The following is a 25,413-nucleotide window of genomic DNA, read 5'->3' on the forward strand; positions in this document are numbered from 1 at the left end:
GGGGCGTCCGGGGTGGGCCCTCAGGCGGCGTCCATGGTGCGGAGGAAGCGGGCGGTGAGGGGATGGGCGGGGGCCGCCAGCACCCGCTCGGCCGGGCCCTCCTCGACGATCCGGCCGTCGGAGAGGAACACGATCCGGTCGGCCACCTCGCCGGCGAAGCGCAGCTGGTGGGTGGAGATGATCATGGCGAGCCCCTCCTCCACGGCCAGGCGCCGGATCACCTCGAGCACCTCGCTGACGAGCTCGGGGTCGAGGGCGGAGGTCGGCTCGTCGAGGAGCAGCACGCTCGGCCCCGGGGCGACGGCGCGGGCGATGGCGACGCGCTGCTGCTGGCCGCCGGAGAGATGGCGGGGCAGGGCGTCGGCGCGCTGGGCGAGGCCGACGCGCTCGAGCAGCTCCTGCGCCCGCCGGGCCGCCTCGCGGGGCGAGCGCCGCTGCACCCAGCGCAGGGGGCCGGCGATGTTCTCCCGGGCGGTCAGATGGCCGAACAGGTTGAACTGCTGGAACACCATGCCGACGCCGACGCTCGCCCGCATCTCGGCGATGGCCCGGGGCGTCCGCCTGCGGCCGCGCTCGTCCACGTCGAGGGAGCAGCCGCCGACGCGGATCGTGCCCTCCTCCCAGGTCTCGAGGCGGTTGATGCAGCGCAGGAGCGTGCTCTTGCCGGATCCGCTCGGGCCGAGCAGGGCGACGACCTCGCCGGCACGCACGCTCAGGTCGACCCCGTCGAGGACGGTGTGGCCGCCGTAGCGCTTGCGCAGGCCGCTGATCGCGACGGCCGTGGCGTGGCCGGCCAGGCGCTCGCTCCGGGCCGCCCGGTCGAGGCCGTCCGCGCCGGGGCGGAGCCGCCGGAGGGCGGGCAGCGGCTCGGCCGGAGCCGGCGGAACCGCCGCCGGGGCGGGCGTCGCGGGCACCGCCGCGCTCGGCGGGGCGCCCGCCCGGGCAGGAGGGCGCGCGGAGGCGGGCGAGCTGCTCCCGGGCCGGCGGCCGGTCGAGGTCGAGCAGCCGCTCGACGCCGACCTGGATGAGCGCGACCGCCCCGGTGAGCCCCAGATACATCAGGCCCGAGGCGCAGAAGATCGAGAAGAAGTCGAAGGTCGCGGAGGCGAGCTGGGTCGAGCGCAGCGTCAGCTCCTGCACCGCGACGACCGAGGCGAGCGAGGAGTTCTTGAGGGCGCTGACCGTCTCGTTGCCGAGGGCGGGCACCATGGCGCGGATCGCCTGCGGGGCGATGATCCGGCGCAGGATGGCCGCCGGCTTCATGCCGAGGGCCTGGCCGGCGCTGACCTGCCCGCGATCGACCCCGAGCACGTTCGAGCGGAGGATCTCGGCGATGAACGGCGCCTCGTTGAGGGCGAGGGCGAGGCCGGCCGCGGCGATGGCGGAGAGCTTGATGCCGATCAGCGGCAGGGCGTTGTAGCAGAACACCATCTGCAGGATCAGCGGCGTCCCGCGGAAGACGATCGCGTAGCCGCGGGCGAGGACGGCCAGCGCCTTGAAGCGGCTGAGCTGCATCGCGGCGAGGAGGAGCCCCATCGCCAGCCCGCCCAGCAGGCCGAGCCCGGTGATGAGAAGGGTGTAGCCGATGCCCTCCAGGAGGTAGGGCATGCTGAGGTAGTGCAGGAACGGATCCATCGGCCTGTTCGCGGCTTCGAGGAGGGGGCGGCCGGCGCGCGCGGCCCGGCCGCCCCGAAGGACGCCCTCAATCGGCGAGGACGAGCGTCGGCGCCTCGAGCTGCTCGGCGGGCAGGTTCCACTTCTTCATCAGCGCGGCCTGCAGGCCGGATTTCTGGATCTCGGTCAGGGCCGCGAAGACCGCGTCGCGGAAGGCGACCTTGTCGCGCGGCACGGCGATGCCCACCGAATAGGGCAGCGTCACCGCCGTCGCCTTGTCGAGCTTGGCCGGATAGGCCTTCACGGCGCCGTCGACGGTGTTGGCGTCGTTGATGTAGGTGTCGGCGCGCCCGGCCAGGATCGCCTGGATGCAGTTGGCGTTGTTGTCGTAGAGCTGGATCTCGGGCGCCGGCTTGCCGGCCTTCTTGCACGCGGCCTCCAGGGCCTGGATCAGCGGCACCTCGACATAGCCCGTGTTCTCGGCGGCCACCGCGCCGCAGAGCGAGAGGTTGATGCCGTCGATCTTCTTCGGGTTGCCCTTGGCGACCAGCACGCCGTCGAACACCTTGAGATAGGTGATGAAGTCCGCCGCCTTGGCGCGCTCCTTGGTGGCGTAGATGTCCGAGATGACGATGTCGGCCTGCCCCGCCTGCAGGGTGGTGAGCAGCGACGCGAAGGTGACCGGCTTGTAGGTCAGGCTGAAGCCGAGGCATTCGCCGATCGCCTCGCCGAGATCGACGTCGAAGCCGATGTACTTGCTCGGATCCTTGGGATCGATGGTCTCGTAGCCCGGCGTGTGCGGGTTGATGGCGTTGACCAGCGTCTTCCCCTTCAGGGTGGGATACTTGGCCTGGAGCGCCGCGCAGGCCTCCGGCGCCGCCGCCTCGGCCGTCCCCGGGAGCGCGGCCGCCGCCAGGGCGAGGCCGAACGCGCCGAGAACGGCCCGCTTCAGCCAGGTCGCGGCCCCTGCCACGGGCTGGCCGCAGGATTGATCGAACATGGAAGCCACCGGACACTCCCCTCGTCTCGCCGCCTCGTCGCGGCCATGAGTCCCGAGGCAGGAGTGTCACCGAAGCGCCCGCGGCGGACTTGTCTGTGGCCGCACTGTTTGTTGGATCGGGCCGGGCCAGATTCCGGGCAGGGCGCGCCCATCGGATGAGCAGCCGCCGCCCCCGCACCGGGGTCGAAGGCCGGATCAGGCCGGGGCGGGATGGCTCGCGCCTTGCCCCGGCCCCGCGCGGCGTCGTTCGCCGCGCTGCCGAGGATGACCCGATGTCGAAGACCGCCCCCGCCCTCCTGTTCCACATGGTCCCGGGAGGGCCGAAGCCGGTCGCGCCGTTCAGCCACGCCGTGGAGACGGACGGCTTCGTCTTCGTCACCGGCCAGATGCCGGACACGCCGGAGGCGCCCGGCCGACTCCCCGAAGGGATCGAGGCGCAGACCCATCACGTCATGGCGAACCTGAAGACTGTCTTGTCCGGGCTCGGCCTGGGCCTGGAGCACGTGGTGATGGTGCGGATCTACCTGACCCGCTTCGACGAGGACTACGCGGCGATGAACGCCACCTACCAGGGCTATTTCCCCGCCGACCGCCGCCCCGCCCGCACCTGCGTCGGCGTGACGGGCCTCGCCTACGACGCCCGCATCGAGATCGATCTCGTCGCCCGGCGCCCCTGACCCGGCGCGCGCGCCCGCCCCCCCGCGCCATCGATCCGGGAGGCCGTGGCGGCCTCCCGACCCCGATACACAACCCTCAGTTGCAACTCGGCAACGATCAAGCCGCAAATCGTTGACGCGTGGAGCGACCTTTCCATAATCCAGCATGCGTGAAGGGAAGCTGGATTCCATTCAATACAGTTGCAGACCGAAAGATGTTTTGGTTTTTTCACTCGTAGACATCGCCTCGAATGCGATGGGAAAAACCTCTGCGGCGCAATCATAAGCCCAGGGGAATGCACAAATGGCCGAGACATTCGTCAACCAGACATTCGGAGCCGGACAAGCCTCAACAGGACTTCTTCTCGGAAATACTTTCACGGGAACGAACCTCGCCAGCGGCGCGGCGTCGATCACCATCAACGGCAACATCGATCTGCCCGGCTCGCCGGTAACCGTCGATTCGACCCTGGTCGGCATTGCCGGCGTCGGCCTGCAGGGAAGCTATCTCGGCTTCACCGCGATCCCCAACTCCCAGGAAGCGATCTATTACTTCCGCGTCGAGCCCGCCGGCATCGGCACGCCCGTCACCGTCGCGGTGCGGAACGCCCCCCTGCCGCCGCTCCAGGTCGGCGTCGCCGTCGACACCACGAACGTCAGCGCGCCCGACAGCCCGACCATCGTCTGCTTCACCGAAGGCACGCAGATCCTGACGGATCGCGGCGAGGTGCCGGTCGAGTCCCTTCAGGTCGGCGACCTGGTGGTCACGGCCTCTGGGGAGCAGCGCCCGGTCAAGTGGCTCGGCCACCGCACCATGGATCCGCGCCGCCATGCCCGGCCCGAGATCGCCATGCCGGTGCGAATCCGGGCCGGCGCGCTGCGCGAGAACCAGCCGTCGCGGGACCTCGTCGTCTCCCCGGGCCACGCCATCGCCCTCGACATCGTCGGCGAGATCCTGGTCCCGGCCTTCTCGCTCATCAACGGCGCCACCATCGTCCAGGAAGAGGTCGAGAGCGTCACCTACTGGCATGTCGAGCTCGACAGCCACGATCTCCTCGTCGCCAACGGCCAGGCCACCGAGAGCTATCTCGACATGGGCAACCGGACCTTCTTCGGCCGCCGCAGCGGCGAGGCGGCGAACGGCGTCCTGATCGATCTCGGCGCCGGTCCCGACGCGGATCCCGCCCAGCGCACCCATGCCGACTTCTGCCGTCCGTTCCATCAGACCGGCGCCGTGGTCGAGTTCGTGCACGAGCGGCTCTGCGCGCGCGCCCGCGCCCTGGGCTGGCGCCTCGACGAGGAGGCCTGGGCCCACGCGCACCTCATCGTGGACGGCCGGCGCGTCGACCCGGAGACCCGCGGCCTCACCGCACGCTTCGTCGTGCCGGCGGGCGCCAAGGAGGTGTGGCTGGTCTCGCAGACCAACGTGCCGCGCCATCTCGGGATGAGCCACAAGGACGGGCGCGCCCTCGGGCTCTGCCTCGCCGGCCTGCGCATCGACGACGGCTGGAACGGTCCGCGGGCCGTGGCGCTGGACGATCCGCTGCTGTGCCTGGGCTTCCACGAGATGGAGGGCCCCCAGGGCAAGCGCCGGCGCTGGACCGCCGGCCGGGCTCGCCTCCCCTCGGGCCTGTGGACCGGCAGCACGGGCAGCTTCCAGCTCTGGCTGGACCTGCACCGCGCCGCCCTGCCCCGCTGGATCGCGCCGCAGGTCGCCGCCCAGCGCGCCACCCTCAGCGCCGTCGCGGCCTGAGCGGACGATGACCCGGCTCATGCCCGTCGCGGGACGAGCCGAGCGGGGGGCGCCTGCGCCCCCCGTCCTGTTCTGGTGCGACACCACCGCGCGGCAGCCCTTCGAGACCGGCATCCAGCGCGTCACCCGCCGCCTGGCCCGGGGGCTCGAAGCCTGCGGCCTCGACGTCGTGCCGGTCGGCTGGGATGCGGGACGGCGCCTGATGCGCCCCCTGGGCGATGCGGGCGCGGCCGGGCCGGACCGCTGCGAGGCCGCCTCCGGCGGCGACTGGCTGATCCTGCCCGAGATCCCGAGCACCCTGCTCGGCGAGGACATCGACCCGATCCGGCTGGCGCGGGCCAGCGGCCTGCGGGTCGCCGCGATCGTGCACGACCTCATCCCGATCCGCCTCGCCCATCTCTACAGCCCGGCCCAGACCCTCCTCTACCGCCGCTACTTCCGCATGCTCGCCCGGGCCGACCTCGTCCTGGCGACGACCCGGCTCGTGGCCGGCCATCTGCGCGCCTATCTGGAGGGCGAGGGGCTCCCGGTGCCGGAGATCGGGGTGGTCCCGCTGCCGGCGCAATTCGCCGACCGGCCGCGCCTGCGGGAGGCGCCCCCTCCCCGCGCGGCGGGCGAGCCGTTGCGGCTCCTGGCCGTCTCCACCTGGGAGCCGCGCAAGAACCTGCCGCGGCTGCTCCGGGCGCTCGACCGGGCGCAGCGGAGCCATGGCGCGGCGATCCGGCTGACGCTGGTCGGGCGCCGGGGGGCTTCCGCGGCGCTGGATGCGGAGATCGAGGGCCTGCTGGCCGGCCTGCCGCAGGCGCAGGCCACCGAGCGGGTCGACGACGACGCCCTGGTGGCGCTCTACCGCTCGCATCACGCGAGCGTCTATCCGTCCTGCGACGAGGGTTTCGGGCTGCCCGTCCTGGAGAGCCTGTGGCTGGGACGGCCCTGCCTGTGCCATGCCGGCTCGGCGATGGCGGAGGTGGCACCGGGCGGGGGCACGCTGATGCTGGACATGGCCGGCGAGGCCGCCATCGCCGACGGCCTGGGACGCCTCGCCCGCGAGCCCGGCCTGCTCGACCGGCTGTCGGGCGAGGCCCGGGGCCGCCCGCTGCGCGACTGGACGGACTACGCCGCGGACGTGGCGGACCGCACGGGCCTGGGCGGGCGGGGCTGAACAGGCGGGACGGACCGGCCGGTCGGCGCCGGTTTCCCGCGCCGTTCGCCCGATCACGGAAAGACGACGGCGACGCGCCGCCCTGATCCGCCGCGCCCGGACCGATCCTCCGCCTGTCAGCCATGTCGTCGCCGGCCGGGACATGAGAGGAGATCCGGGCCTTTCTTGGAAATGACCTTTCTGTTCCTTCGCGGGTCCTTCGCGCGGGCACGCCCGCGTCGCTGCCCGGGCGGATCGATTTCCGGGCGGCGTCGAAACAGCGTTAACGGCACCTTAAGCCCTTCCCCCCTCGTCTGACCGGGAAGAGAGGCCGATTCCGGCCTCCCGCGACAGGCAGACCATGCGAGGGGATCGTCCAAACGGGCCGGGTTCGCGGCGCGTCCCGCTCAAGATCCTGAACGCGGCGCAGCTCGCGGCCGTCACGGCCGCCGCGCTGCTGGTCGCCTGGGCGGGGCTCGCCTTCGGGACCGCGCCGAGCCCGGAGGCGGAGCGCGCCGCCGTGCAGGCCGGCGCCCGCGCCCTCGCCGATTCGCTGGAGGCGCAGCTGCGCGGCGGCGTCGCCGATGCGCGCAACCTCGCCCTGCTCCTGCAACTGGACGATCCGGCCCGTGCGGATGGCGACCGCTCCGCGCTGCTGCAGGACTGGCTCGCCCTCAACCCGCGCTACCGCGAGGCCGCGCTGATCGGGATCGACGGCAGCGTGCGCGCCGCCACCGACCGCCGCCGCGTCGGGTCGAGCGTGGCGCGCCAGCCCTGGTTCGCCCGGGCCCGCCTCGCCCAGATCGCGCTGGCGACCGGCGTCGGCGAGCGCGAGGCGCCCCTGGACATCGTCCTCTCGGCCGGCGCGCCGGGCCGGTCGGACCGGATCCAGCTGCGCACAGCCCCGGAATTCTTCACGGAGACCGCGGCGCATGTCCGCCAGGCCCTCGGCCTCGCCGGGCCGGTGGCCTTCACGGTGACGGGGGCCGACGGGCGCGTCCTGGCCGGGCCCGCGGCTTCGCCGGAGGGCGAGCGGCTCGCGGTTTCCGTCCCCCTCTCCGGCGGGAGCGAGCTCGCCAGCCCCGGCTGGGTGGTGACGGCCACCGCGCCGGCCCCCGCCGCGCGGACGGCGCTTCCGCTCCCGGATGTCGGGATCCTGATCCTCGGCCTCGCCACGGTGCTCGCCGCGGCCGGGATCGGCTACGGGCTGGGCGGCCGCGCCGCGCAGCCGCTCCGGTCGCTCGCCGAGGGGACCGCCGAGCCCGAGGCGGAGCCGGCCTCGGTGGTGCGCGAGATCGCGGCGCTGACGGAGGCCGTCACCGAGCGCAGCCGGAGTTCCGGCGCCCTCGTCGCCCAGGCCGATGTGAGCCTCGACCGGATCAAGGGCCGCCTGAGGACCTTCGAGGCGGTCTCCGGCTGGCGCTGCTGGGAGATCGATCCGGACACGCGCCAGATCCTGTGGTCCGACGCGGAGGGGGCCGGGGCCTTCGCCGCCGATCACGCCAGCGACGTCGCGGCCTGCTTCGACCCGGCCGATCACGCGCTCCTCCACCACGCCCTCACAGCGGTGCGGGCGGAGGGCGGCCCGCACGACGTGGTGCTGCGGACCCGCGCCGACGCTCCCCAGGGACAGCGCCAGATGCTGGTGCGGTTCCTGCGCGGCGGGACCGGCGACCGGATCCACGCGCTCAGCCGCGCCCTCGGGGAGGCGGAGAGCCCGGAGCCCGGCCACGGGCGGAACGAGCGGCGGCACGCGCTCGTCCTGCGCCAGGTGACGGACGCCATCATCCACGACTTCAACGACGCCCTCACCGTCGTGCTCGCCAATCTCGGCGTCCTGCGGCGGCGGCCGGATCTCGACGCCGCGCAATCGCGCCTCGTGGAGGCGGCCCTGGCCGGGGCGCTCCGCGGCGCCGCCCTGACGCGGCGCATGCTGAACCTCGTGCGCGGCGAGGCCGACGCCTCGGCGGAGAGCGATCCCGGCGCCGCGATCGGCGCGGCGCTCGCCTTCATGCAGACCAACGTCCTGCGGGACATGCCCGTGATCGACCGGCTCCCCGCCGGCCTGCCGCGGGTGCTGTGCGCCGAGCGCCTGATCGAGATCACCCTGCTCAACATCGCCTTCCATATCCGCGACCAGGGGCTGCACGGCTTCGCCATCGGCGGGGCGGAGCACGAGGCACAGGAGGCCCTGGCCTTCGGCCTGCCCGCGGGCCGCTACGTCCGGCTGCTGGTGGCGAGCGGGCAGCGCGTCCCGGACCGTCTTCCCTCCGCCGCCCCCTCCCGGACGTCCCTCGAGACCGTCGCGGCGCTGCTCGCGGAGATCGGCGCGGGCTGGCGCCTCCTCGCGGACGGGACGGGCGAGGAGACCTTCCTGGCCGAGATCTGGCTGAGGGCCGCGGAGCGCCCGGCGGCCGAGCCGCCGCTCTGGCAGGCCAGCCTGCGGATCCTGCTCGTCGAGAGCGACGGGCTGGTGCGGGAGAGCCTGGCCGAGGCGCTGACCGATCTCGGGCACGAGGTCGTCCAGGCGGCGACCGGCGCGCAGGCCCTCGACCTCCTGAGCGAGGATGCCCGCTTCGACACGATGATCGCGGATCAGGCCATGCCGGTGATGAGCGGCCTGCAGCTCGTGGCCACCGTGGTCGAGCGCTATCCCGGGATCCGGGTCGTGCTGGCCAGCCCCCACGGCCAGCTGCCCGCCACCGCGCGCCGGTTCCTGCAGCTCGACAAGCCCTTCCGCCCGGACGAGCTCGCGACGGTGCTCAGCGCCGGCCCGGTGCAGGACTGGGCGGCCTGATCCGCCCCGCGCCGAGGCGCCGATCGGCGCCCTCGGTTCACAGAGCAGCAAAACAGCGGTGCGACAGAGACCGGACGCCGCTTCGGGCCGAGATGCGCCCGTCGCCGGGCGAAACCGTTAAATCTTCGTCACTCTCGTTTCCGTGAGCGAAATAGCAAATTGCTGGTTGCAGGCAGCATCCTGTTAACCCTCACGGTGGAGAATCTGGTGAACAGCTTTCGAGCGTCCGAGGATTGAGCGGCTGTGTTTGCACGCATCCAGCACCGAACCCCGAGCATCCTCCACGCCCTCCTCGTCGGCGCCGTGCTGCCGCTGCCCCTGTCGGTCGCCGCGGAGGCCGCCGACCTGCCCCGCTCGGGCGACGCCGACTGGTACACGGGCGCACAGCAGCAGGCGGTCGACGACAGCTGGGCCGTGTCGGTCGACGGCTCGACCAGCGTCACCTCGAACAGCTCGGCCTTCGGCTCCGTCACGGTGACGACCGCCCTGGGAAGCCCGCCCACCGTGAGCGGCGCGCGGGTGCGCATCGAGGGCGTCGCCGGCACCTATTCCTATCCCGGCCAGAGCGTCGGCTCCCGCGTGACGGGCTACCAGCAGGAGGGCTCGGCGCTCGCCGGTTACGAGTGGATCTGGCGGGACGCGGCGCTCGCCGGCTATATCGGCTTCAACGTCCGCAGCAATCAGCTCTCGATCCCCGACCCGGGCAACCCGGTCGTCGGCACGGGCGTCGGCCTGAAGGTCGCCGGCAACTTCTACGCGAATCCGACGGACCGGACGATGGTCTCGGCCTACGGCTCGTACTCCACGAAATTCAACGCCTATTATTCCCGCGTCCGCCTCGGCTACATGGTCGCGGACGGGGTCTATATTGGGCCGGAGGCCCTGTTCCTCGGAGACGACTTCTTCCGGCAATATCGCATCGGCGCCCACCTGACGGGCTTGACCTTCGGCCCCGTACAGATGTCCCTCGCCGCCGGCTATGTCCGTGACCGCATTCAGGGCTCCGGCTACTATTCCAGCATCGAGGCCCGGGCTAATTTTTAATCCTGGAAAAATTTGCGGTTTAATCGAAGGCTAGACATAAAGACACATTCGATATTGATCGCATGCAGAAATCGCTGGCATACGGCTGAACATCGCCCGCAAAGCGGTATTTAGAGGGCACGATACGGCCCGAGAGCCGGGCGAAGCGGTGTGGGAGCGGCGGGTGTGATGCGTGTGATCCGTTGGCTTGCATGGATGGGGACGACGATCGCCGGCCTCATCCTGCTGAGCCAGCCCGTCGGCACGCAGAACCAGCTGTTCATGAGCCTCGCCGCCATGGCGGCGATGACCATCCTGTGGTTGTTCTTCGACGGTCCGCGGACGCGCTTCGTCTTCCTGGCCCTGGGAAGCCTGGTGGTGCTCCGCTACATCCTGTGGCGCCTCACCGACACGCTGCCCTCCCCCGGCGATCCCGTCAGCTTCGGCTTCGGGGTGCTCCTGCTCCTGGGCGAGCTCTACTGCGTCTTCATCCTGTTCGTGAGCCTCATCATCAACGCCGATCCCCTGCGGCGGCGGCCGCCGCCGGTGGCGGATGCGGCCGCGCTCCCCACGGTCGACGTGTTCGTGCCGAGCTACAACGAGGACACCGCGATCCTGGCGATGACCCTCGCCGCGGCGCGCCAGATGAACTACCCGCCCGAGAAGCTGACCGTCTGGCTCCTCGACGACGGCGGCACCGACCAGAAATGCGCCGATCCGAACCCCGAGAAGGCGGCCGCCGCCCGGGACCGGCGGCGCGACCTCCAGGCGCTCTGCGCGGAACTCGGCGCCCGCTATCTCACCCGCGCCCGGAACGAGCATGCCAAGGCGGGCAACCTCAATAACGGGCTCGCCTCCGCCAGCGGCGAGATCGTGCTGGTGCTCGATGCCGACCACGTGCCGTTCCGCTCCCTCCTGACCGAGACGGTCGGCCATTTCGCGGAGGATCCGCGGCTGTTCCTGGTCCAGACGCCGCACGCCTTCCTCAACCCGGACCCGATCGAGCGCAACCTGCGCACCTTCACGCGGATGCCCTCGGAGAACGAGGGTTTTAGGGCTGCATAGATGACCTATCTTCCTCGCCGAGCGCATTCGGCGGGAGGTGGGTCATGGGTCTGCAGTGCAAGCGTTGTGGCAGTGAGGAGCACGTCAAAAATGGGCTGATGCGCTCCAAGCAGCGGTATCGGTGCAAGGCCTGTGGCCTGAACTTCACCGACACGCCCGCCCGCGGCAAGCCGCTGGCCATGAAGGCCACCGCGGTCCTGCTGTATGTCAGCGGCTTGTCGATGAACCGCACCGCCAAGCTGCTCGGTGTCTCGACACCGACGATCCAGGCTTGGCTGGAGCAGTTCGCCGCCGCCTACGCGCACAAGCCCGAGCCGGAAGGCCGGGCGGTGGTGATCGAGCTTGATGAGATGTGGCACTATGTGAAAAAAGTCCGAGCCGCTCTGGATCTGGAAAGCTTGGGATCGTGCTTCAGGGCAGTTGGTGGACTGGGAATGCGGCGGTCGTGACAAGGCCACCTGCGAGCGCCTGATCCAACGGCTGCAGCGCTGGCGCACCCGGCTCTACTGCACGGACGCCTACGCTGCCTACACCGCGCTGTTGCCGATCGGGCAGCACTATACGGGCAAGGACGAGACCCACAGCATCGAGCGGGACAACGCCCGGCAGCGGCATTGGCTCGCCCGCTTTCGACGCCGCTCAATCGTGGTCTCGAAAGCCAAGCGCATGGTGGACGTCAGCCTCGCCCTCTTCGCCCGTTTCGCCGGAAACTGCAGGATCAGCGACCTGCTCTCTATGCTAACCTAAAACCCTCCGGAGAACGAGATGTTCTACGCGGTGACGCAGTGCGGGCTCGACAAGTGGAACGGCTCGTTCTTCTGCGGCTCGGCCGCGCTGCTGCGGCGCACCGCCCTCGACGAGGCCAACGGCTTCTCGGGCATCACCATCACCGAGGATTGCGAGACGGCGCTGGAGCTGCATTCCCGCGGCTGGACCAGCGCCTATGTCGACAAGCCCCTGATCGCCGGCCTGCAGCCCGAATCCCTGTCGGCCTTCATCGGCCAGCGCTCGCGCTGGTGCCAGGGCATGTTCCAGATCCTGCTCCTGAAGAACCCGCTGTTCAAGCGCGGCCTCAAGCCGATCCAGAAGATCGCCTATCTCTCGAGCATGACGTTCTGGTTCTTCCCGGTGCCGCGCCTGGCGTTCATGTTCGCGCCGCTGCTGCACATCTTCTTCGACCTGAAGATCTTCGTCGCCAGCGTCGACGAATCCATCGCCTACACGGCGACCTACATCATCATCAACCTGATGATGCAGAACTACGTCTACGGAAATTCCGCTGGCCCTTCGTCTCGAGCTCTACGAGTACATCCAGGGCCTCTACCTCTTCAAGGCGATCGCCTCGGTGATCTGGTCGCCGAAAAAGCCGACCTTCAACGTCACCGACAAGGGCATCGCCCTCGACCACAACCATCTCTCCTCGGCCGCCCTGCCCTATGTCATCGTCTATGGAGTGCTCTTCGCCGGCTGCGCCGTGGCGACGTGGCGCTACCTGTTCGAGCCGGGCGTGACCAACCTGATGCTGGTCGTGGGCCTGTGGAACTTCTTCAACCTCCTCACCGCCGGCGCCGCCCTCGGCGTCTGCGCGGAGCGCCGCCAGAGCGAGGCGACGCCCTCGCTGGCGATCAACCGGCGCGGGACCCTCACCCTCGGCGGCCGCGCCGTGGACGTGGCGGTGGAGCGCGTCTCGGCCCAGGCCTGCTCGATCCGGCTGCCGACCGCGCTGCTGGCCCCCGGCGCCGGCCAGAAGCCGATGACGGGCTCCCTCGGCGTCGTCCCGATCAAGGGCTCGCCCCGCCCGACGGGCCTGCTCCCGGTCACCCTCGACGAGGTCGAGCGCTCCGGCGACGAGGCCTTCTGCCGCCTGACCTTCGGCCGGCTCCGGCCGCAGGACTACATGACGCTCGCCGGCCTGATGTATGGCGACGCGGAAGCGATGCGCCGCTTCCAGCTGCGCCGCCGCCGCCACAAGGACATCCTGACCGGGACCCTGCAATTCATCTGGTGGGGGCTCGTGGAGCCCCTGCGCGCCCTGCGCTACGCCTTCGCGGCCGATGCCCGGCCGGCGGTGGCGCCGTCGCCACCGGGATCTCGCCGATCTACGACGGCCCGGACCAGGCCCCGACCGGCGCGGGCTTTCCGGAGCCTCTGCTGCCGCCGCCCGGCCCGCCCGCCCGGGCCGCGACGACGCGGGAGACGGCGCGGGAGGCCGAGGCCCCCTCGAGCGAGTGGGTGCGCATGATGCTCGATTACGAGAACGAGCGGACCCTGGCCGACCATTCCGGGTCCGGGCCGGGCCGGGGCGCGACGGCGCGATGAGGGCGCGCATGCGCGAGTCCGGGCCTGCCAAGGGCGCCTGCGCCGCCTCGGCCTCGCCGGGCTGCTCCTGGCGCTGGCCGGCCTCCCGACCCCGGCCTGCCGCGCCCAGAGCTTCCTCGGCACGGGACCGGCGGAAAGGCTGACGGTGCCGCCCACGGGCGACCCCTGCGCCCGACCGCCGGCCCGCCGCAGGGCGCGGCCCCGGCCGCGCCGCCCCCACCGCCGGCACAGGCCCCCGCCGCGACCGCGGTCCCGACCGCTGCCCCGCCGCCGCCCCGCCCCCTCCAGGCGCCCGCCCCGCAGGGTCGCCCGGCCGGAACGGACGCGGCCACGGAGGCCGCCCGCCGCACCGCGGCGCAGGCGGCGATCGCCCCGGCCCGGCGCTTCCCCGCGGGCACCCGCGGCTTCCGCCTCGCCGGCGAGGAGGACATCCTGCAATACCCGGTCTACCTGACCGAGAGTCAGGTGCGCGGGCCGGCGCGCCTGCGCGTCGTCGTATCTCTCGGCAATCTCGGTGGCACCGGATTCTCCGTGCTGACCGGCCTCGTCAACGGCACCCGGGTCGGCTCGACCCGGATCCAGGCCCCGGCGCGGTCAAGGTGGTCGAGTTCTCCGTGCCGGAGGGCGTGCTCCGGAGCGGCTACAACGCCGTGACGCTGACGGCGAGCCAGCGCCACCGGGTCGATTGCTCCACGGACGCGACCTTCGAGCTCTGGACACAGGTCGATCCCTCCCGCTCGGGCCTCGTGGTGGCACCGGCGACCGACCTCGACGCGAACGCCCTCGCCGCCCTGGAGCCCGACGAGAGCGGGGCGCTGCCCATCGCGGTGCTGCTGAGCGAGAAGCCGAGCCTGCCGCGGCTGGAGCGGATGATCGCCGCCGTGCAGGGCGTGGCCCTGGTCGGGCGGCTCGCCCGCCCCGCCGTCACCTTCGGAGGCCCCATGGCCGGCCGCAGCGGCGTCAACCTCGTGGTCGGCACCGCAGCCGAGATCCGCAACACCGGGGATCGAGGCCCTCGGGCCGATCACCGGGCCCCGGCTCGCCCTGCTGCCCCCGGGGAACCGGGCGCCGACCCTCGTGGTGACCGGCCCCGGCGATGCCGAGGTCCGGCAGGCCGCCGCGCAGCTCGCCGCCCCGGGACAACCAGGCGGGCGGACCCGGCGCGACCCTCGCCACGCTCACCCGCGGCTACGAGGTCTTCGGCAACGAGTCGATCGACCTGGAGCGCCTCGGCATCACCTCCCGGGAGTTCAACGGGCGCCTCCTGCGCACCCGCCTGGAGCTGCGCTTCCCGCCGATTTCGTCCCCGCCGACTACGGCAAGGTGATGCTGCATCTCGCCGGCGGCTACGCGGCCGGCCTCGATCCGAGCGCCAAGATCATCGTCGACATCAACGGCCGCAACGCCGCGAGCGTGCCGCTGCCCTATGCCCGGGGCGAGGTGTTCGAGGACACCGCGATCCCGCTGCCCCTGAGCCTGTGGCGGCCGGGGCTGAACCGGATCGACATCAGCGCGCTCCTGCCCCACGCGCCTCGGACAAGACCTGCGATACCCTGTCCCCACCGCCCGGCAGGCCCGCTTCCTGTTCCTCGACCGCACCCGCCTGACCATCCCGCATCTCGCCCAGGCCGCCCGCAGCCTCGACCTCGCCGCGGTCAAGGCCGGGGCCGTGCCCTTCGTCGCCGCCGGCGCCGGCCGGCTGGTGCTGCCGACGGCGGACCGGGACACGGTGGATGCCGCCGCCACCCGCGGCGCGGCTCGCCATCGCGGCCGGGCGCATCGTCGATTTCGAAGTGGTCCCGGAGATCCCGGCGACGGGGCGGCGCCCGGCTCGTCGTGGCGCCCGCCCGCGCCCTCAACCCGGTGACGGTCGAGGCGGTCGGCCTCGATCCCGGGAGATCCGCCGGATCTGGGAGGGACGGGCCGAGACGCTCGCCACGCCGGGCCAGTTCGGCGCGGAGGGCGTGCTGACCCTCGACCGGCTGCGGCGGAACCTGCCGATGCGCTGCGCCCTGCCGGCCTCCGCCGTTCCCCTCGTCACGGCGCCTCCCGCCGCCCCCTCCGCGGCGCCCGCCCCGGCGCCCCCGCCCATGGAAGCCGACGCGGCCGAGACGGTCCCCGACGATGCCGCCAGCGAGGCGGCACTCGTCGCCCGCTGGGACGAGACGCTGTCGGGGCCTCCATCCCCGCCGTGCTGCGGGGGCTGGCGGCAACTGGTGGACCGGACCCGGCGGCTGCATCGGACGCTCACCACCCCGAGCCAGCCCCGGCGGCCGGCGCCGTCTCGGAGAATGCCCGCGCCTCGCTGATCATCGCGGAGGGGATCGGCGGCCCGGGCCTCGCGGACAGCACGGTGGTGGTCACCGCCCCCAATCCCTCGATGCTGAAGGCCTCGGTCTCCTGCCTCGTCGACCCCGTGGTCTGGACGCGCCTGCACGGCCGCGCCGCCTTCCTCGACGCCTCGAACGGCACGCTCTCCGTCGTCCAGCCGGAGCATGTCGCGCTGATCGGGACGCGTCCCTGGACGCTCGCCAATTTCCGGCTCGTCTCCGCGGCGTGGCTCCCTGAACCCGCTCTCCTATGTCGGCATGACGCTGGTGATGGCGCTCTGCCTCGGGCTCGCCACGACGAGCCTCGTGCGCCAGCTCGGCCGGAGGAATTCATGAGCCCGCCCGCGCGCGCCGCAGCCCCCGCCCCGGCCGGCGGCGCGAGGCCGCGGCCGCCCTCTGGCTCGGGCTGAGCGCCGGCGCCGGGCCGGCCCTCGCCCAGGCCCCGCCGCCGGAGCCCGGCGCGGTGCCGCCGGCCATCGCCATCCCGAACCTGCCCCGTGCGGAGCGCCCCGTGCAGAACGCTTCCGGGCCGAACCTCGCCGGCGCCCTCGGCAACGACGCCGCCTGGCGGGCCTACCGGGCGCGCTTCGTCACGGAACAGGGGCGGATCGTCGACACGGCCAACGGCCAGATCAGCCACAGCGAGGGCCAGGGCTACGGCATGCTGCTGGCGCTCGCCGCCAACGACCGGGCCGCCTTCGAGCGGATCTGGGGCTGGACCCGGGCCAACCTGATGGTGCGCTCCGACGAGCTCCTGGCCTGGCGCTGGGAGCCCGACAAGCGCCCGGCCGTCGCCGACATGAACAACGCCACCGACGGCGACATCCTCGTGGCCTGGGCGCTGACCGAGGCCTCGGTCGCCTGGGACGAGCCCTCCTACCGGACCGCCGCGCGGCGCATCGCCGTCGAGTTCGGCCGCAAGGCGATCCTGTTCAAGGACCCGCACGGGGCGCTCCTGCTCCCCGCCGCCTCCGGCTTCTCCGGCCAGGAGCGCGCCGACGGCCCGCTCCTCAACCTGTCCTACTGGATCTTCCCGGCCTTCCCGCGCCTCGCCATCGTCGCCCCGGAATACGACTGGGCCTCCCTCGTCCGCAGCGGCCTGTCCTTCCTGCGCCAATCCCGGTTCGGGCCGAGCCAGCTGCCGACGGAGTGGATCTCCGCCAAGGAGGCCCTGCGGCCGGCGGACGGCTTCCCGGCGCTGTTCTCCTACAACGCGATCCGGATCCCGCTCTACCTGGCCTGGGCGGGCCTCGGCCGGCCGGAGGATTTCGCGCCGTTCCGGACGCTCTGGGGCGGGCTCGACCGCGAGCGCCTGCCCATCGTCGACACGGGGGACGGCCACACCGTCGAGTGGCTGAGCGAGCCGGGCTACACCGCCATCCCCGCCCTCGTGGCCTGCGTCTCGGACGGCACCCCCTTTCCCGAAACCCTGCGGACGGTCCAGGACAACCAGAACTACTATCCGACCACCCTCCACCTCCTCGCGCTGATCGCGGCGCGGATGCGCGCCCCGTCATGTCTCGCCCAATGATTGTTCGCCGGAGCCGTCTCCCATCCCGCCTCCCCGCGCGCTTGGCGGGGGGCCTCGGCGCGCTCCTTCTCGCCTGCGCCGCCCCGGGCCTGCCGGGAACCGGATCCGGCGCCCTGGCGCAGAACGCCGCGCCCGCTCCGGCGCCCGGGCCGCGCGTCGTCTACGGCGACGGGGTGCGGGCGCCCGCGATCCTGGTCGATCCCGAGACCGGGGGCGGGGCGCCCGGCATGGTCGACGAGAGCGCGCTGCGCTACTACGCCTCCCAGAAGCAGACCGCCCGGATGAAGGCGGAGATCGCGCGCCTCAAGCGGCTCTATCCGGGCTGGACCGAGCCCACCGACCTCGACAGCCTGCAGCCGAGCCCGCCCGAGGAGGCGCCCCTCTGGGACCTGTTCACGGCGGGGCGCTTCGAGGACCTGCGCGCCGCCATCGCCACGCATCGCTCGGTCGAGCCGGGCTGGCAGCCCTCCGAGGAGCTGGCGCGCAAGCTGCGCCGGGCGGAATTCCGCAACCGCATCCGGGAGATCGCGGGCAAGAGCGCAGGCAAGAGCGCGGAGGAGGTGGTCGCCCTCTACCGGTCCGATCCCGGCGCCCTCGATCCCGCCGACGTGGAGAGCATCTGGACGATCGCCGACGCCCTCGCCGCGACCGGCGCCGCCGAGGACGCCTTCGCGATGTACAAGTCCGTGCTCGACGGGAATGCGGATGCGGGCGCACGCTTGGCCACCATCCAGAAGGCGATGAGCCACCTCACCATGGATCAGGCCGAGCGCCTGATCGCCCTGGGGCGGCAGGCGCAGGACGGAAGCTCGGAATTCGACGTCATCCGCCTCGACATCACGCGGGCGCGCATCGCCGCCTTCCTGCATGACGAGCCGGCGCAGACGCCCAAGGTGGCCGACCTCACCGCCTTCCAGGTCTATGCGCGCAAGAGCGGCGACCCGGGCCAGACCGGCCTGCTCGGCTGGTACGCCTACAAGCGCCACCAGTTCCGGGAGGCGCTCGAGTGGTTCAAGATGGCGATCGCCCGCGGGGGCGACGCCATGATCGCCCACGGCCTGGCCCATACCCTGCGCGAGCTCAACATGCTGCGCGAGGCGGAGGAGGTGGCCTATGCTTGGCGCGACCGCTTCGTCGGCAACGAGCTGCTCTTCATCGACATCCTCGAGCGCAAGCTGACGCTGCCCAATCCGCCCTTCATCGAGCCGACCCGCATCGAGCGCTACGCCAAAGTCGTCATCGGCAGCGGGTCCGGCGAGGGGGCGCAGGGGCTCGCCTGGTATGCCTACAATTCCTGCCAGTTCGACACGGCGCTCGAATGGTTCCAGCGGGCGGTCGCCTGGCTGCCGAGCGAGACGACGATGTTCGGCTACGCCCTCACCCTGCAGCGCCTGAAGCGGCAGCGGCCGTATCTGGCCGTCGTCAACCGCTATGACGGGCTGTTCCCGAAGGTCGTGGACATGCTGTTCCGGGAGGATCCGGGCGGTCCTCCCCTGCCCTGCGCCGGCCCGGTCGCCGCGCCCGCACCCGTGGCCCCCCGCGCCGCCTCCCCCGCCCGGACGGACGCGGCCGCCTATGGCCGCGTGCCCCGGCCGGACGCGCCGACGGTCGGTGCCCGGAGCGATGGCACGCCGCCCGCCGTCCAGCGCAACGAGTTCCCGCTTGCCGTCTCCCTGGACAACGCCCTGCGCTACCCGCCGGGCGCCCTGCAGCGCGTCCTGGCCGACCCGGTCCCTCCGGGCACCTACGCCGCGGAACCCGCCACCGCCCGCCCCCCGCTGGTCGCGCGCCGCGTGGCCGGTGCGGGCGCGATGCCTTACGAACGGTATGGCTTCGCGCTGCTGCCCGGCTACAACGGCCTCGACAAGCCGCAGGGGCTGAGCCCCCCGGCCCGGGGCACGCTCTGGCAGGACCAGCAGGCCGACCGCGCCCGCGCCGGCTCCACCGAAGGCGACCGCTTCTCGGTGCCCGGCCGTCAATCCTCCGGCACGACAGCGAACGAGAAGGGGTTTCCGTGAGATCCGGACGTCGCGGCCGCCCTCCTCTCACCCTCCTGGTTCCTGCGATCCTGGCCCTCCTGAGCGGGCTCGTCCCGGCCGGTCCGGCCCGGGCCCAGCCCGTGCCGGTCCTGACCCTGCCGGGGGCCGGGCCGGTCGCGGGCGTCGTCGAGACGCGCCAGCGCGACGGGTTCGACCAGCGCATCCGCTACGAGGGCGGCGACGGACGCAACCATGCCGAGATCGCCCTGCGCAACGAGACGGGGGATCTGCTCCTCGCCTTCCCGCCGCGCCTCGCCAAGCCGAGCCAGTTCGGCATCGAGAGCGAGATCGCGGTCCGCTTCCCCGGCCAGGTCCTGCGCGTGCTCCCCGTCCCGCGGCAGACCGTCTACGGCCCGGTCGGCATGGCCCTGGGCGCGGATTGCCTCTACGCTTGGCAATGGCTGGAGCGGCCGAGCGCGCTCCAGCGCAGCGGCCGGCGGCCGGGCCTGATCGATGCCGCGCCCGCGGCGGGCGCCCCCCGGAAGGTCCTGTCCCTGCGGATCCGGCTCTGCCGCACGGCGCAGGCGAGCCTCGGCGATCTCGTCGCCGCGGTCGAGAAGCTGCGGATCACCCTGCCCGGGGCGGCCCCGTCCGTCGAACGGCCCGCGGTCACCCGCCCCCGGCCGAAGGCGGCCCGGCGACCGGCCCCGGTCGCGAAGCCGGCGGCCGAGCCCGGGCCGAACGAGCCGAACGTGTTGAACGACCGGCCGGCCCCGCCGCCGAAGGCGCCGCCGCCCTCTCCGCCGCCACGGCCGGAGATCCCGGCGCCAACCCGGTCCGAACCGGCCCCGGCCGACCAGAGCGGGCGCCGCTACATCGCGCCGACCCAACAGGCGCCCGCCGCATCGGCGCCCGAGCCGGCCGGACCGGCCGCGGGCGGCCCGCAACGCTACATCACCGACGTGCCGAACCCGGCGGAGGCCGGCGGCCGCACCCCGGCGCCGAGCCCAGCACCGGGCCGCACCACCAACGAGAGCCTGTCGCAGGACCTACCCCCCGAAGCCTACAAGCCGAAGGGGCCGCCCGGGGGACCGTGACGGCGCCCAGGCGGCCTGCCACGGTCGACGGGAGGAGCAAGGGCTGCCGCGGCGCGCCGCCGGAACGAGGCCCGAGGGCGCTCCCGATCCGTCGGGAGCGGCTCCAAGCCTCTGTCGGGACGCGCTCTCTCACGCCGAACCGGTGTCCGCTTCGGCGGAGAGCGCCCTAATGGGGAAGGATCACCCGGCGCAGATACGGCATCTCGTGCGCGGCGGACACGACGGCGGGCGCGTTCTCGCGGTTCGACGCCTTCGTCACCGCCGGAAACCGTTCGGCGGCGAAATCGATGAAGCTGCGGACCTTGGCCGGCAGCAGCCGGGAGGTCGTCACGATGTGGATCGAGGTGGGCTGGAGCCGCCACGCGGGCATGACCTGAACCAGCGCCCCGCTCTCCACATCCGCCCGCACATGGGACAGGCTGTCGGCGAACAACCCCTGGCCTTCGATCGCGAAGCGGCGGGTCAGGGTCGGGGAATTGGACGACACCGGTCCGGAGACGGCGACCGTGGCGATCTCTCCGCCCCGGCTGAGCACCCATTCCGCGCTCGGCCCGGGCACGATCACATGATGGTCGACGAGATCCTGCGGGACATTCGGGCAGCCCCAATCCTCGAGATAGGCGGGGGCGGCGAAGATCCCGTTCTCCACCTCCATGATCTTGCGGGCGATGACCGAGCCTTCCTGGGGCGGATCCAGGGTGAGGGCGAGATCGTAACGGCCGCCCACGAGATCGACCGAACCGTAGCCGAGATCGATCTGGAGCTGGACATAGGCGTGGTTGGCCTTGAACTCCGTCAGGAGGGTCGAGAGATGCTGCAGCATCCAGGTGTCCGGCGGCGCGGCGATCTTGAGGAGCCCGCTGGGACCCTTCGCCTCCGCCGTGATGTCGTCGTAGGCGCGCTGCGCCTCCTCGACCAGGCGAAGGGCCTGCTTGAAATAGGCTTCCCCGTAGGAGGTCAGGCTGATCTTGCGGGTGGTGCGATCGAGCAGGCGGACGCCGATCGTGGATTCGAAGACGGTGATCCGCCGCGAAAGGGACGAGACCGGCATCTCCAGGGCGAGGGCGGCCTGGCTGAAGCTTTTTCTTTTGGCGACCTCAACGAACAGCGCCATGTCTCTCAACACCTGAGGATGTGACATTGCGCGCCATTCACCCCTTCCACCGGGAGGTGGGTTGAAGACTTCGATTGCCTCGCAGAGCCGTCACGAAAACGGACTGAGCGGACGCTCGCTCATCTCGGACGAAGCCGTCTCAAGAAGCGATTTAGCCTCTGAAGAAACTCCGCGCCGATGAAGCGAACGAACTGGCGTAACACAGGCTTGCTCGAATGGGGCTTATCCTAAATCAACCTTGATCGCACAGTATGGAAAATATCTTTCAATATGCGCCCTGGATGAAAAGCACCTTTGCGGACCTATTGCGCGACCGGGAAAAGCGCTGAATCTTGTGTTATTTTTACATAAATTGATGTCATCATATAACGGATCTACGCTACGCTCGACTTTCTTCGCGACCTCGAGCGAGACCTGCCGCACGATAGGTAACGTCGCCTTGCGCCCTGCTCATCGACGACCGACATCGGACATCGGGCACCTGCTGCGGGCTATCACCGCCCGCGCCCCTCGGACGAAAGGATCAAAAGGTTAACCAAACCGCAGAGCGGCGCACCGCGATTCATGATCGATCAACCATGACGACGCAGCGTCACAAAGACGGAGCACAGATCCTGTCCCGATACATTATCATGACGTGGGGCAGCGAGCGAGGCAGGCTCACATGCTGATATCACTGTTATTGTTTTTTATTGGCCTCGTTATTGGCTATTATCTGCATGTGACAAGCCTACTCTTCTGCAGCGCAATCGTAGCGATCACTTATGCCACGACATGCATCATCCTGGAGAAGACATCCTTCATCAACGTGGTCATTGCCTTCGCGCTCCTGACATCCCTTCAGGGGGGATATCTGCTGGGCGCCTATATGATGCACAAGACCGACTCGTAGAGGGTGCCGGCGGGCGTTCCGGGGGTCCTGTTTCGACCCGTCGCCGTTCCGGGAACCGGGGCCGCCTCAGGGAAAGCGCGCTAGTTCAGGAACCAGACGGGCCGGCCTTCGGCATAGGACACCACCAGCCACAGCGCGATCGAGAGGGAGGTCATCACGATGCCGGGAATCGGTGTCTGCGGAGCGACGAGCGCCATGTAGGCTGTCGAATATTCCCTGGCGCTCATTTGTGGAAAGCTCCTTCGCAAGCTTCATACAGGAGCTTCCCCCGCCGGAAAAGCGCGGAACGCGCTCAGTCACGCGGACCATGAGGGAAGCATTACTTGTGGTTAAGATCCGATAAACTGAACATTTATCGGCGCCGGCATAGAAAAATTCCGCGAGATCATCGGATCACGCAGAGGGAAGATCCGGGAAACCGGATCCATTCAGTTCATCAATGCAGGCTGCGCCGGATCGCGCCCAGCAACATGCCGTAGGCCCGCTCCCGGACATCGAAGGCCAGGCGCAGCACGGTGTCAGGTTCCCCGCGCGCGGCGGGAACCCGGGTCAGGTCCGGGTCGTCCGGATTCAGATCGAGGACCCGCGCCGCCTCGGACCGCCAGGTTGCGTCGGCCGTCGCGAACAGGATTTCCGTATCGAGCTTCGAGTCTTTGTACACGGGCGGCCGCCAAGGGATGTCGCAGGACGCGACGACTCGCTGTTTATGGCGTGTCAATCGATTGCGGGCCGGCGATTACGCCGTGCCGTCAAGTCTGTCTAGCGGCTCGAAATGGGTAGAATGCGGAGGTTTCGAGGCTTCACATGATTTTGAATTCATGACCGCGGTCGCGTTCGTCTTCCCGATGACAGGGGCGGACAGCGCTCCGGCGCGCGTCAGGCCGCGTCGGGCATGCGGTCGAGGAGCTTGTCGAGGGTGATCGGGTAGTCCCGCACCCGCACGCCGGTGGCGTTGTAGACAGCGTTCGCGACCGCCGCGCCGACGCCGCAGATGCCGAGCTCGCCCACCCCCTTGGCCTTCATCGGCGAGGATTGCGGGTCGACCTCGTCGAGGAAGATCACCTCCTGATGCGGGATGTCGGCATGGACCGGCACCTCGTAGCCGGCCAGGTCGTGATTGACGAAGAAGCCGCGCCGCTTGTCGACGGTGAGCTCCTCCATCAGGGCGCCGCCGACGCCCATGGTCATCCCGCCGATAACCTGGCTGCGGGCCGATTTCGGGTTGAGGATCCGCCCCGCGGAGCAGACCGCCAGCATCCGCCGCACCCGGATCTCGGCGGTGTCGGCATCGACCGCGACCTCGACGAAATGGCCGGCGAAGGTCGATTGCTGCTGCTTCTTGGAAAGGTCGCCGTACTCGATGACGTCCTCCCCGACGAGCTCGCCCGCGGAGGCCGCCTCGGCCAGGGGCGTGGCGCGGTTGCCGGCGCGAACCGCGCCGTCGGCGAAGACGGCGTCGGTGGAGTTGATGCCGAGCCGCTGGGCCACCGCCTCCCGGAGCTTCACGCAGGCCGCGTAGACGCCGGCGGTGGAATTGTTGGCGCCCCATTGGCCCCCGGAGCCGGCCGAGGCCGGGAACGCGGAATCGCCGAGGCGGACCACGACGCGGTCGAGCGGCACGCCCATCATCTCCGCCGCGGTCTGGCCGATGATGGTGTAGGTGCCGGTGCCGATATCGGTCATGTCGGTCTCGACCGTCACGCGGCCGTCGCGGCCGAGCCGGACGCGGGCGCCCGACTTGGTCAGCAGGTTGTTGCGGAAGCCGGCGGCCATGCCGATGCCGACGCGCCAGTGGCCGTCCCGGACCTGGCCGGGCTTCGGGTTGCGCCGGGCCCAGCCGAAGCGCTCAGCCCCGAGCGTGAGGCAGCCGGCGAGATCGCGGTGGGAGAAGGGACGCTCCGGCTTGCCCGGATCGACCTGCGTGTCGTTCCGCAGCCGGAACGCGACCGGATCGAGGCCGAGCTTCTCGGCCATCTCGTCCACGGCGATCTCCAGCGCCATGAGGCCCGGCGCCTCCCCCGGCGCGCGCATGGCGTTGCCTTCGGGCAGGTCGAGATGGGCGAGCCGCAGGGCGGTCAGGCGGTTCGCCCCCGCATAGAGCAGCTTGGTCTGGTCGACCGCGGTCTCCGGCCGGCCGTCCGGCAGGTTCCCGGAGGTGCTCTCGTGCGCGATGGCCGTGATCGTCCCCTCCGCCGTCGCGCCGATGCGGACGCGCTGGATCGTGGCGGGCCGATGCGTGGTGTTGTTGGCGATGAGGGGACGGGTCAGCGCCACCTTGACCGGGCGCTTCGCGGCCTTGGCCGCGAGCGCGGCGAGCACCGCGTCGGAGCGCACGAACAGCTTCCCGCCGAAGCCGCCGCCGATATAGGGCGAGTCGAGCCGGACGTTCTCCTTCGGGAGCCCCAGGATCTTGGCGACGCTCTCCTTGCCCCAGGCGATCATCTGGTTCGAGGTCCAGAGGGTGAGCTTGTCGCCCTCCCAGGCCGCGATGGTCGCGTGCGGCTCCATCATGGCGTGGCTCTCGTCGGGCGTCGTGTAGGTCTCGTCGAGCTGGACCGGGGCCCGGGCGAAGGCGCCCTCGAAATCGCCGGTCCGGTCCTCGCCGCCGCTGCCGCTGCCGCTGCCTTCGCCGCTCCCCGCCGTCACGGGCTTGGCGGCCGCGGCCTCCCGCGCCAGGTCGAACGTGCCGGGTTCCGGCGCGTAGTCGGCCCGGATCAGGAAGGCGGCGGCGCGGGCCTGCTCGAAGCTCTCGGCCACCACGACCGCGATGGCCTGGTGATAGTGCTGGATCGCGTCGCCGCCGAACAGGTTGGCGGTGTTCATCCGGCCGAGACCGAGCTTCGGCATGTCCAGCGTCGTCACGATTGCGAGGACGCCCGGCGCCCGCTCCGCCGCGGCGACGTCGATGCGGCGCACCCGCCCCTTCGCGATGCCGGCGCCGAGCACGTAGCCATAGGCCTGCCCGGGCACGACGTCGTGGCGCTCATAGGCGTAGGGCGCGGTGCCGGTGGTCTTGAACCGGCCGTCGATCCGGTCGGTGGGTTTGCCGACGACCTTGAGCTGGTCGATCGGGTTCTGGCCGGCGGGGGTGTCGAACTTCAT

General features: G+C 71.3%; 20 protein-coding genes and 3 pseudogenes. 16 read left to right on the forward strand and 7 right to left on the reverse strand.

What is annotated here, in order from left to right:
* Positions 1–20: 20 nt before the first annotated feature.
* Together MMB17_RS25320 and MMB17_RS04730 are read right to left on the reverse strand one after the other, a co-directional pair.
* Positions 21–1,635 (reverse strand): annotated as a pseudogene (locus MMB17_RS25320) (amino acid ABC transporter permease/ATP-binding protein).
* A 67-nt stretch (positions 1,636–1,702) separates the two neighbouring features.
* Entirely contained in the window at positions 1,703–2,614 is a 912-nt protein-coding gene (locus MMB17_RS04730) for an ABC transporter substrate-binding protein (protein WP_241101250.1), read from the reverse strand.
* 272 nt (positions 2,615–2,886) lie between these two features.
* Between MMB17_RS04730 and MMB17_RS04735 the strand changes: the two genes are divergently transcribed.
* The 10 genes and pseudogenes from MMB17_RS04735 (at position 2,887) to MMB17_RS25365 (ending at position 13,291) form a co-directional block, all read left to right on the forward strand.
* Positions 2,887–3,291, forward strand: coding sequence for a RidA family protein (locus MMB17_RS04735; protein ID WP_241101251.1), 405 nt, complete (start codon positions 2,887–2,889; stop codon positions 3,289–3,291).
* Between the two features lie 283 nt (positions 3,292–3,574).
* Positions 3,575–5,023, forward strand: coding sequence for a Hint domain-containing protein (locus tag MMB17_RS04740; protein WP_241101252.1), 1,449 nt, complete (start codon positions 3,575–3,577; stop codon positions 5,021–5,023).
* 7 nt (positions 5,024–5,030) lie between these two features.
* Complete coding sequence (locus MMB17_RS04745; protein WP_241101253.1) at positions 5,031–6,185, forward strand: glycosyltransferase; 1,155 nt, start codon at positions 5,031–5,033, stop codon at positions 6,183–6,185.
* A gap of 340 nt (positions 6,186–6,525) precedes the next feature.
* Entirely contained in the window at positions 6,526–8,961 is a 2,436-nt protein-coding gene (locus MMB17_RS04750) for a response regulator (protein WP_241101254.1), read from the forward strand.
* A gap of 303 nt (positions 8,962–9,264) precedes the next feature.
* The gene (bcsS, locus tag MMB17_RS04755; RefSeq protein ID WP_420847368.1) at positions 9,265–10,005 is read left to right on the forward strand and encodes a cellulose biosynthesis protein BcsS; all 741 of its coding nucleotides are present in this window, start codon (positions 9,265–9,267) and stop codon (positions 10,003–10,005) included.
* Positions 10,006–10,173: 168 nt separating this feature from the next.
* Positions 10,174–11,043 (forward strand): annotated as a pseudogene (locus MMB17_RS04760) (glycosyltransferase); the annotation flags it as partial.
* Positions 11,044–11,093: 50 nt separating this feature from the next.
* A complete protein-coding gene (locus tag MMB17_RS04765; RefSeq protein WP_241101255.1) occupies positions 11,094–11,498 on the forward strand; it encodes an IS1/IS1595 family N-terminal zinc-binding domain-containing protein in 405 nt (134 codons plus the stop codon).
* Positions 11,473–11,796: an IS1 family transposase gene (locus tag MMB17_RS04770; RefSeq protein ID WP_053622179.1), complete on the forward strand. Its 324-nt coding sequence runs from the start codon at positions 11,473–11,475 to the stop codon at positions 11,794–11,796. Before MMB17_RS04765 ends, MMB17_RS04770 begins: the two co-directional genes overlap by 26 nt.
* Positions 11,797–11,814: 18 nt before the next feature.
* Positions 11,815–12,243: pseudogene (locus MMB17_RS25360) on the forward strand (glycosyltransferase family 2 protein); the annotation flags it as partial.
* 151 nt (positions 12,244–12,394) lie between these two features.
* The gene (locus MMB17_RS25365; protein WP_420847392.1) at positions 12,395–13,291 is read left to right on the forward strand and encodes a hypothetical protein; all 897 of its coding nucleotides are present in this window, start codon (positions 12,395–12,397) and stop codon (positions 13,289–13,291) included.
* A gap of 717 nt (positions 13,292–14,008) precedes the next feature.
* Here the strand turns inward: MMB17_RS25365 and MMB17_RS04780 are convergent.
* Positions 14,009–14,347 carry a hypothetical protein gene (locus MMB17_RS04780; protein ID WP_241101256.1) on the reverse strand — a complete coding sequence of 113 codons (339 nt, stop codon included), beginning with the start codon at positions 14,345–14,347 and terminating at the stop codon, positions 14,009–14,011.
* A gap of 117 nt (positions 14,348–14,464) precedes the next feature.
* On the opposite strand from MMB17_RS04780, the gene MMB17_RS04785 reads away from it, so the two are divergent.
* The 6 genes from MMB17_RS04785 to bcsN all read left to right on the forward strand — a co-directional run bounded on the left by MMB17_RS04785 (position 14,465) and on the right by bcsN (position 20,305).
* The gene (locus MMB17_RS04785) at positions 14,465–14,695 is read left to right on the forward strand and encodes a hypothetical protein (protein ID WP_241101257.1); all 231 of its coding nucleotides are present in this window, start codon (positions 14,465–14,467) and stop codon (positions 14,693–14,695) included.
* A gap of 406 nt (positions 14,696–15,101) precedes the next feature.
* Positions 15,102–15,677, forward strand: coding sequence for a hypothetical protein (locus MMB17_RS04790; RefSeq protein ID WP_241101258.1), 576 nt, complete (start codon positions 15,102–15,104; stop codon positions 15,675–15,677).
* Positions 15,678–15,724: 47 nt separating this feature from the next.
* Positions 15,725–16,108, forward strand: a complete 384-nt coding sequence (locus tag MMB17_RS04795; protein ID WP_241101259.1) for a hypothetical protein — start codon at positions 15,725–15,727, stop codon at positions 16,106–16,108.
* Positions 16,105–17,229: a family 8 glycosyl hydrolase gene (locus MMB17_RS04800; protein ID WP_241102115.1), complete on the forward strand. Its 1,125-nt coding sequence runs from the start codon at positions 16,105–16,107 to the stop codon at positions 17,227–17,229. The genes MMB17_RS04795 and MMB17_RS04800 overlap by 4 nt, the downstream gene beginning before the upstream one ends.
* Positions 17,226–19,247 carry a hypothetical protein gene (locus MMB17_RS04805; protein ID WP_241102116.1) on the forward strand — a complete coding sequence of 674 codons (2,022 nt, stop codon included), beginning with the start codon at positions 17,226–17,228 and terminating at the stop codon, positions 19,245–19,247. Before MMB17_RS04800 ends, MMB17_RS04805 begins: the two co-directional genes overlap by 4 nt.
* On the forward strand, positions 19,244–20,305 hold the full coding sequence (gene bcsN / locus MMB17_RS04810) for a cellulose biosynthesis protein BcsN (protein ID WP_241101260.1): 1,062 nt from the start codon (positions 19,244–19,246) through the stop codon (positions 20,303–20,305). The genes MMB17_RS04805 and bcsN overlap by 4 nt, the downstream gene beginning before the upstream one ends.
* Positions 20,306–20,471: 166 nt before the next feature.
* Here bcsN and MMB17_RS04815 read toward each other — a convergent pair whose 3' ends face one another.
* The 4 genes from MMB17_RS04815 to paoC all read right to left on the reverse strand — a co-directional run bounded on the left by MMB17_RS04815 (position 20,472) and on the right by paoC (position 25,413).
* Positions 20,472–21,419 (reverse strand): LysR family transcriptional regulator, encoded by a 948-nt coding sequence (locus MMB17_RS04815; RefSeq protein ID WP_241101261.1) that lies wholly within the window; start codon positions 21,417–21,419, stop codon positions 20,472–20,474.
* Between the two features lie 972 nt (positions 21,420–22,391).
* Positions 22,392–22,538, reverse strand: coding sequence for a hypothetical protein (locus MMB17_RS04820; RefSeq protein WP_238313862.1), 147 nt, complete (start codon positions 22,536–22,538; stop codon positions 22,392–22,394).
* Between the two features lie 209 nt (positions 22,539–22,747).
* Positions 22,748–22,972: a hypothetical protein gene (locus MMB17_RS04825; protein WP_241101262.1), complete on the reverse strand. Its 225-nt coding sequence runs from the start codon at positions 22,970–22,972 to the stop codon at positions 22,748–22,750.
* Between the two features lie 215 nt (positions 22,973–23,187).
* Positions 23,188–25,413, reverse strand: coding sequence for an aldehyde oxidoreductase molybdenum-binding subunit PaoC (gene paoC, locus MMB17_RS04830; protein ID WP_241101263.1), 2,226 nt, complete (start codon positions 25,411–25,413; stop codon positions 23,188–23,190).

It is taken from the genome of Methylobacterium organophilum, assembly GCF_022533465.1.
Lineage (GTDB): Bacteria > Pseudomonadota > Alphaproteobacteria > Rhizobiales > Beijerinckiaceae > Methylobacterium > Methylobacterium organophilum.

Bases quoted from the DNA above. Each gene is read 5' to 3' on its own strand.
- MMB17_RS04730 (WP_241101250.1), bottom strand. From the start codon at position 2,614: ATGTTCGATCAATCCTGCGGCCAGCCCGTGGCAGGGGCCGCGACCTGG.
- MMB17_RS04735 (WP_241101251.1), top strand. From the start codon at position 2,887: ATGTCGAAGACCGCCCCCGCCCTCCTGTTCCACATGGTCCCGGGAGGG.
- MMB17_RS04740 (WP_241101252.1), top strand. From the start codon at position 3,575: ATGGCCGAGACATTCGTCAACCAGACATTCGGAGCCGGACAAGCCTCA.
- MMB17_RS04745 (WP_241101253.1), top strand. From the start codon at position 5,031: ATGACCCGGCTCATGCCCGTCGCGGGACGAGCCGAGCGGGGGGCGCCT.
- MMB17_RS04750 (WP_241101254.1), top strand. From the start codon at position 6,526: ATGCGAGGGGATCGTCCAAACGGGCCGGGTTCGCGGCGCGTCCCGCTC.
- MMB17_RS04765 (WP_241101255.1), top strand. From the start codon at position 11,094: ATGGGTCTGCAGTGCAAGCGTTGTGGCAGTGAGGAGCACGTCAAAAAT.
- MMB17_RS04785 (WP_241101257.1), top strand. From the start codon at position 14,465: ATGCCGAGGTCCGGCAGGCCGCCGCGCAGCTCGCCGCCCCGGGACAAC.
- MMB17_RS04790 (WP_241101258.1), top strand. From the start codon at position 15,102: ATGCCGCCGCCACCCGCGGCGCGGCTCGCCATCGCGGCCGGGCGCATC.
- MMB17_RS04805 (WP_241102116.1), top strand. From the start codon at position 17,226: ATGATTGTTCGCCGGAGCCGTCTCCCATCCCGCCTCCCCGCGCGCTTG.
- MMB17_RS04815 (WP_241101261.1), bottom strand. From the start codon at position 21,419: ATGGCGCTGTTCGTTGAGGTCGCCAAAAGAAAAAGCTTCAGCCAGGCC.
- MMB17_RS04820 (WP_238313862.1), bottom strand. From the start codon at position 22,538: ATGAGCGCCAGGGAATATTCGACAGCCTACATGGCGCTCGTCGCTCCG.
- paoC (WP_241101263.1), bottom strand. From the start codon at position 25,413: ATGAAGTTCGACACCCCCGCCGGCCAGAACCCGATCGACCAGCTCAAG.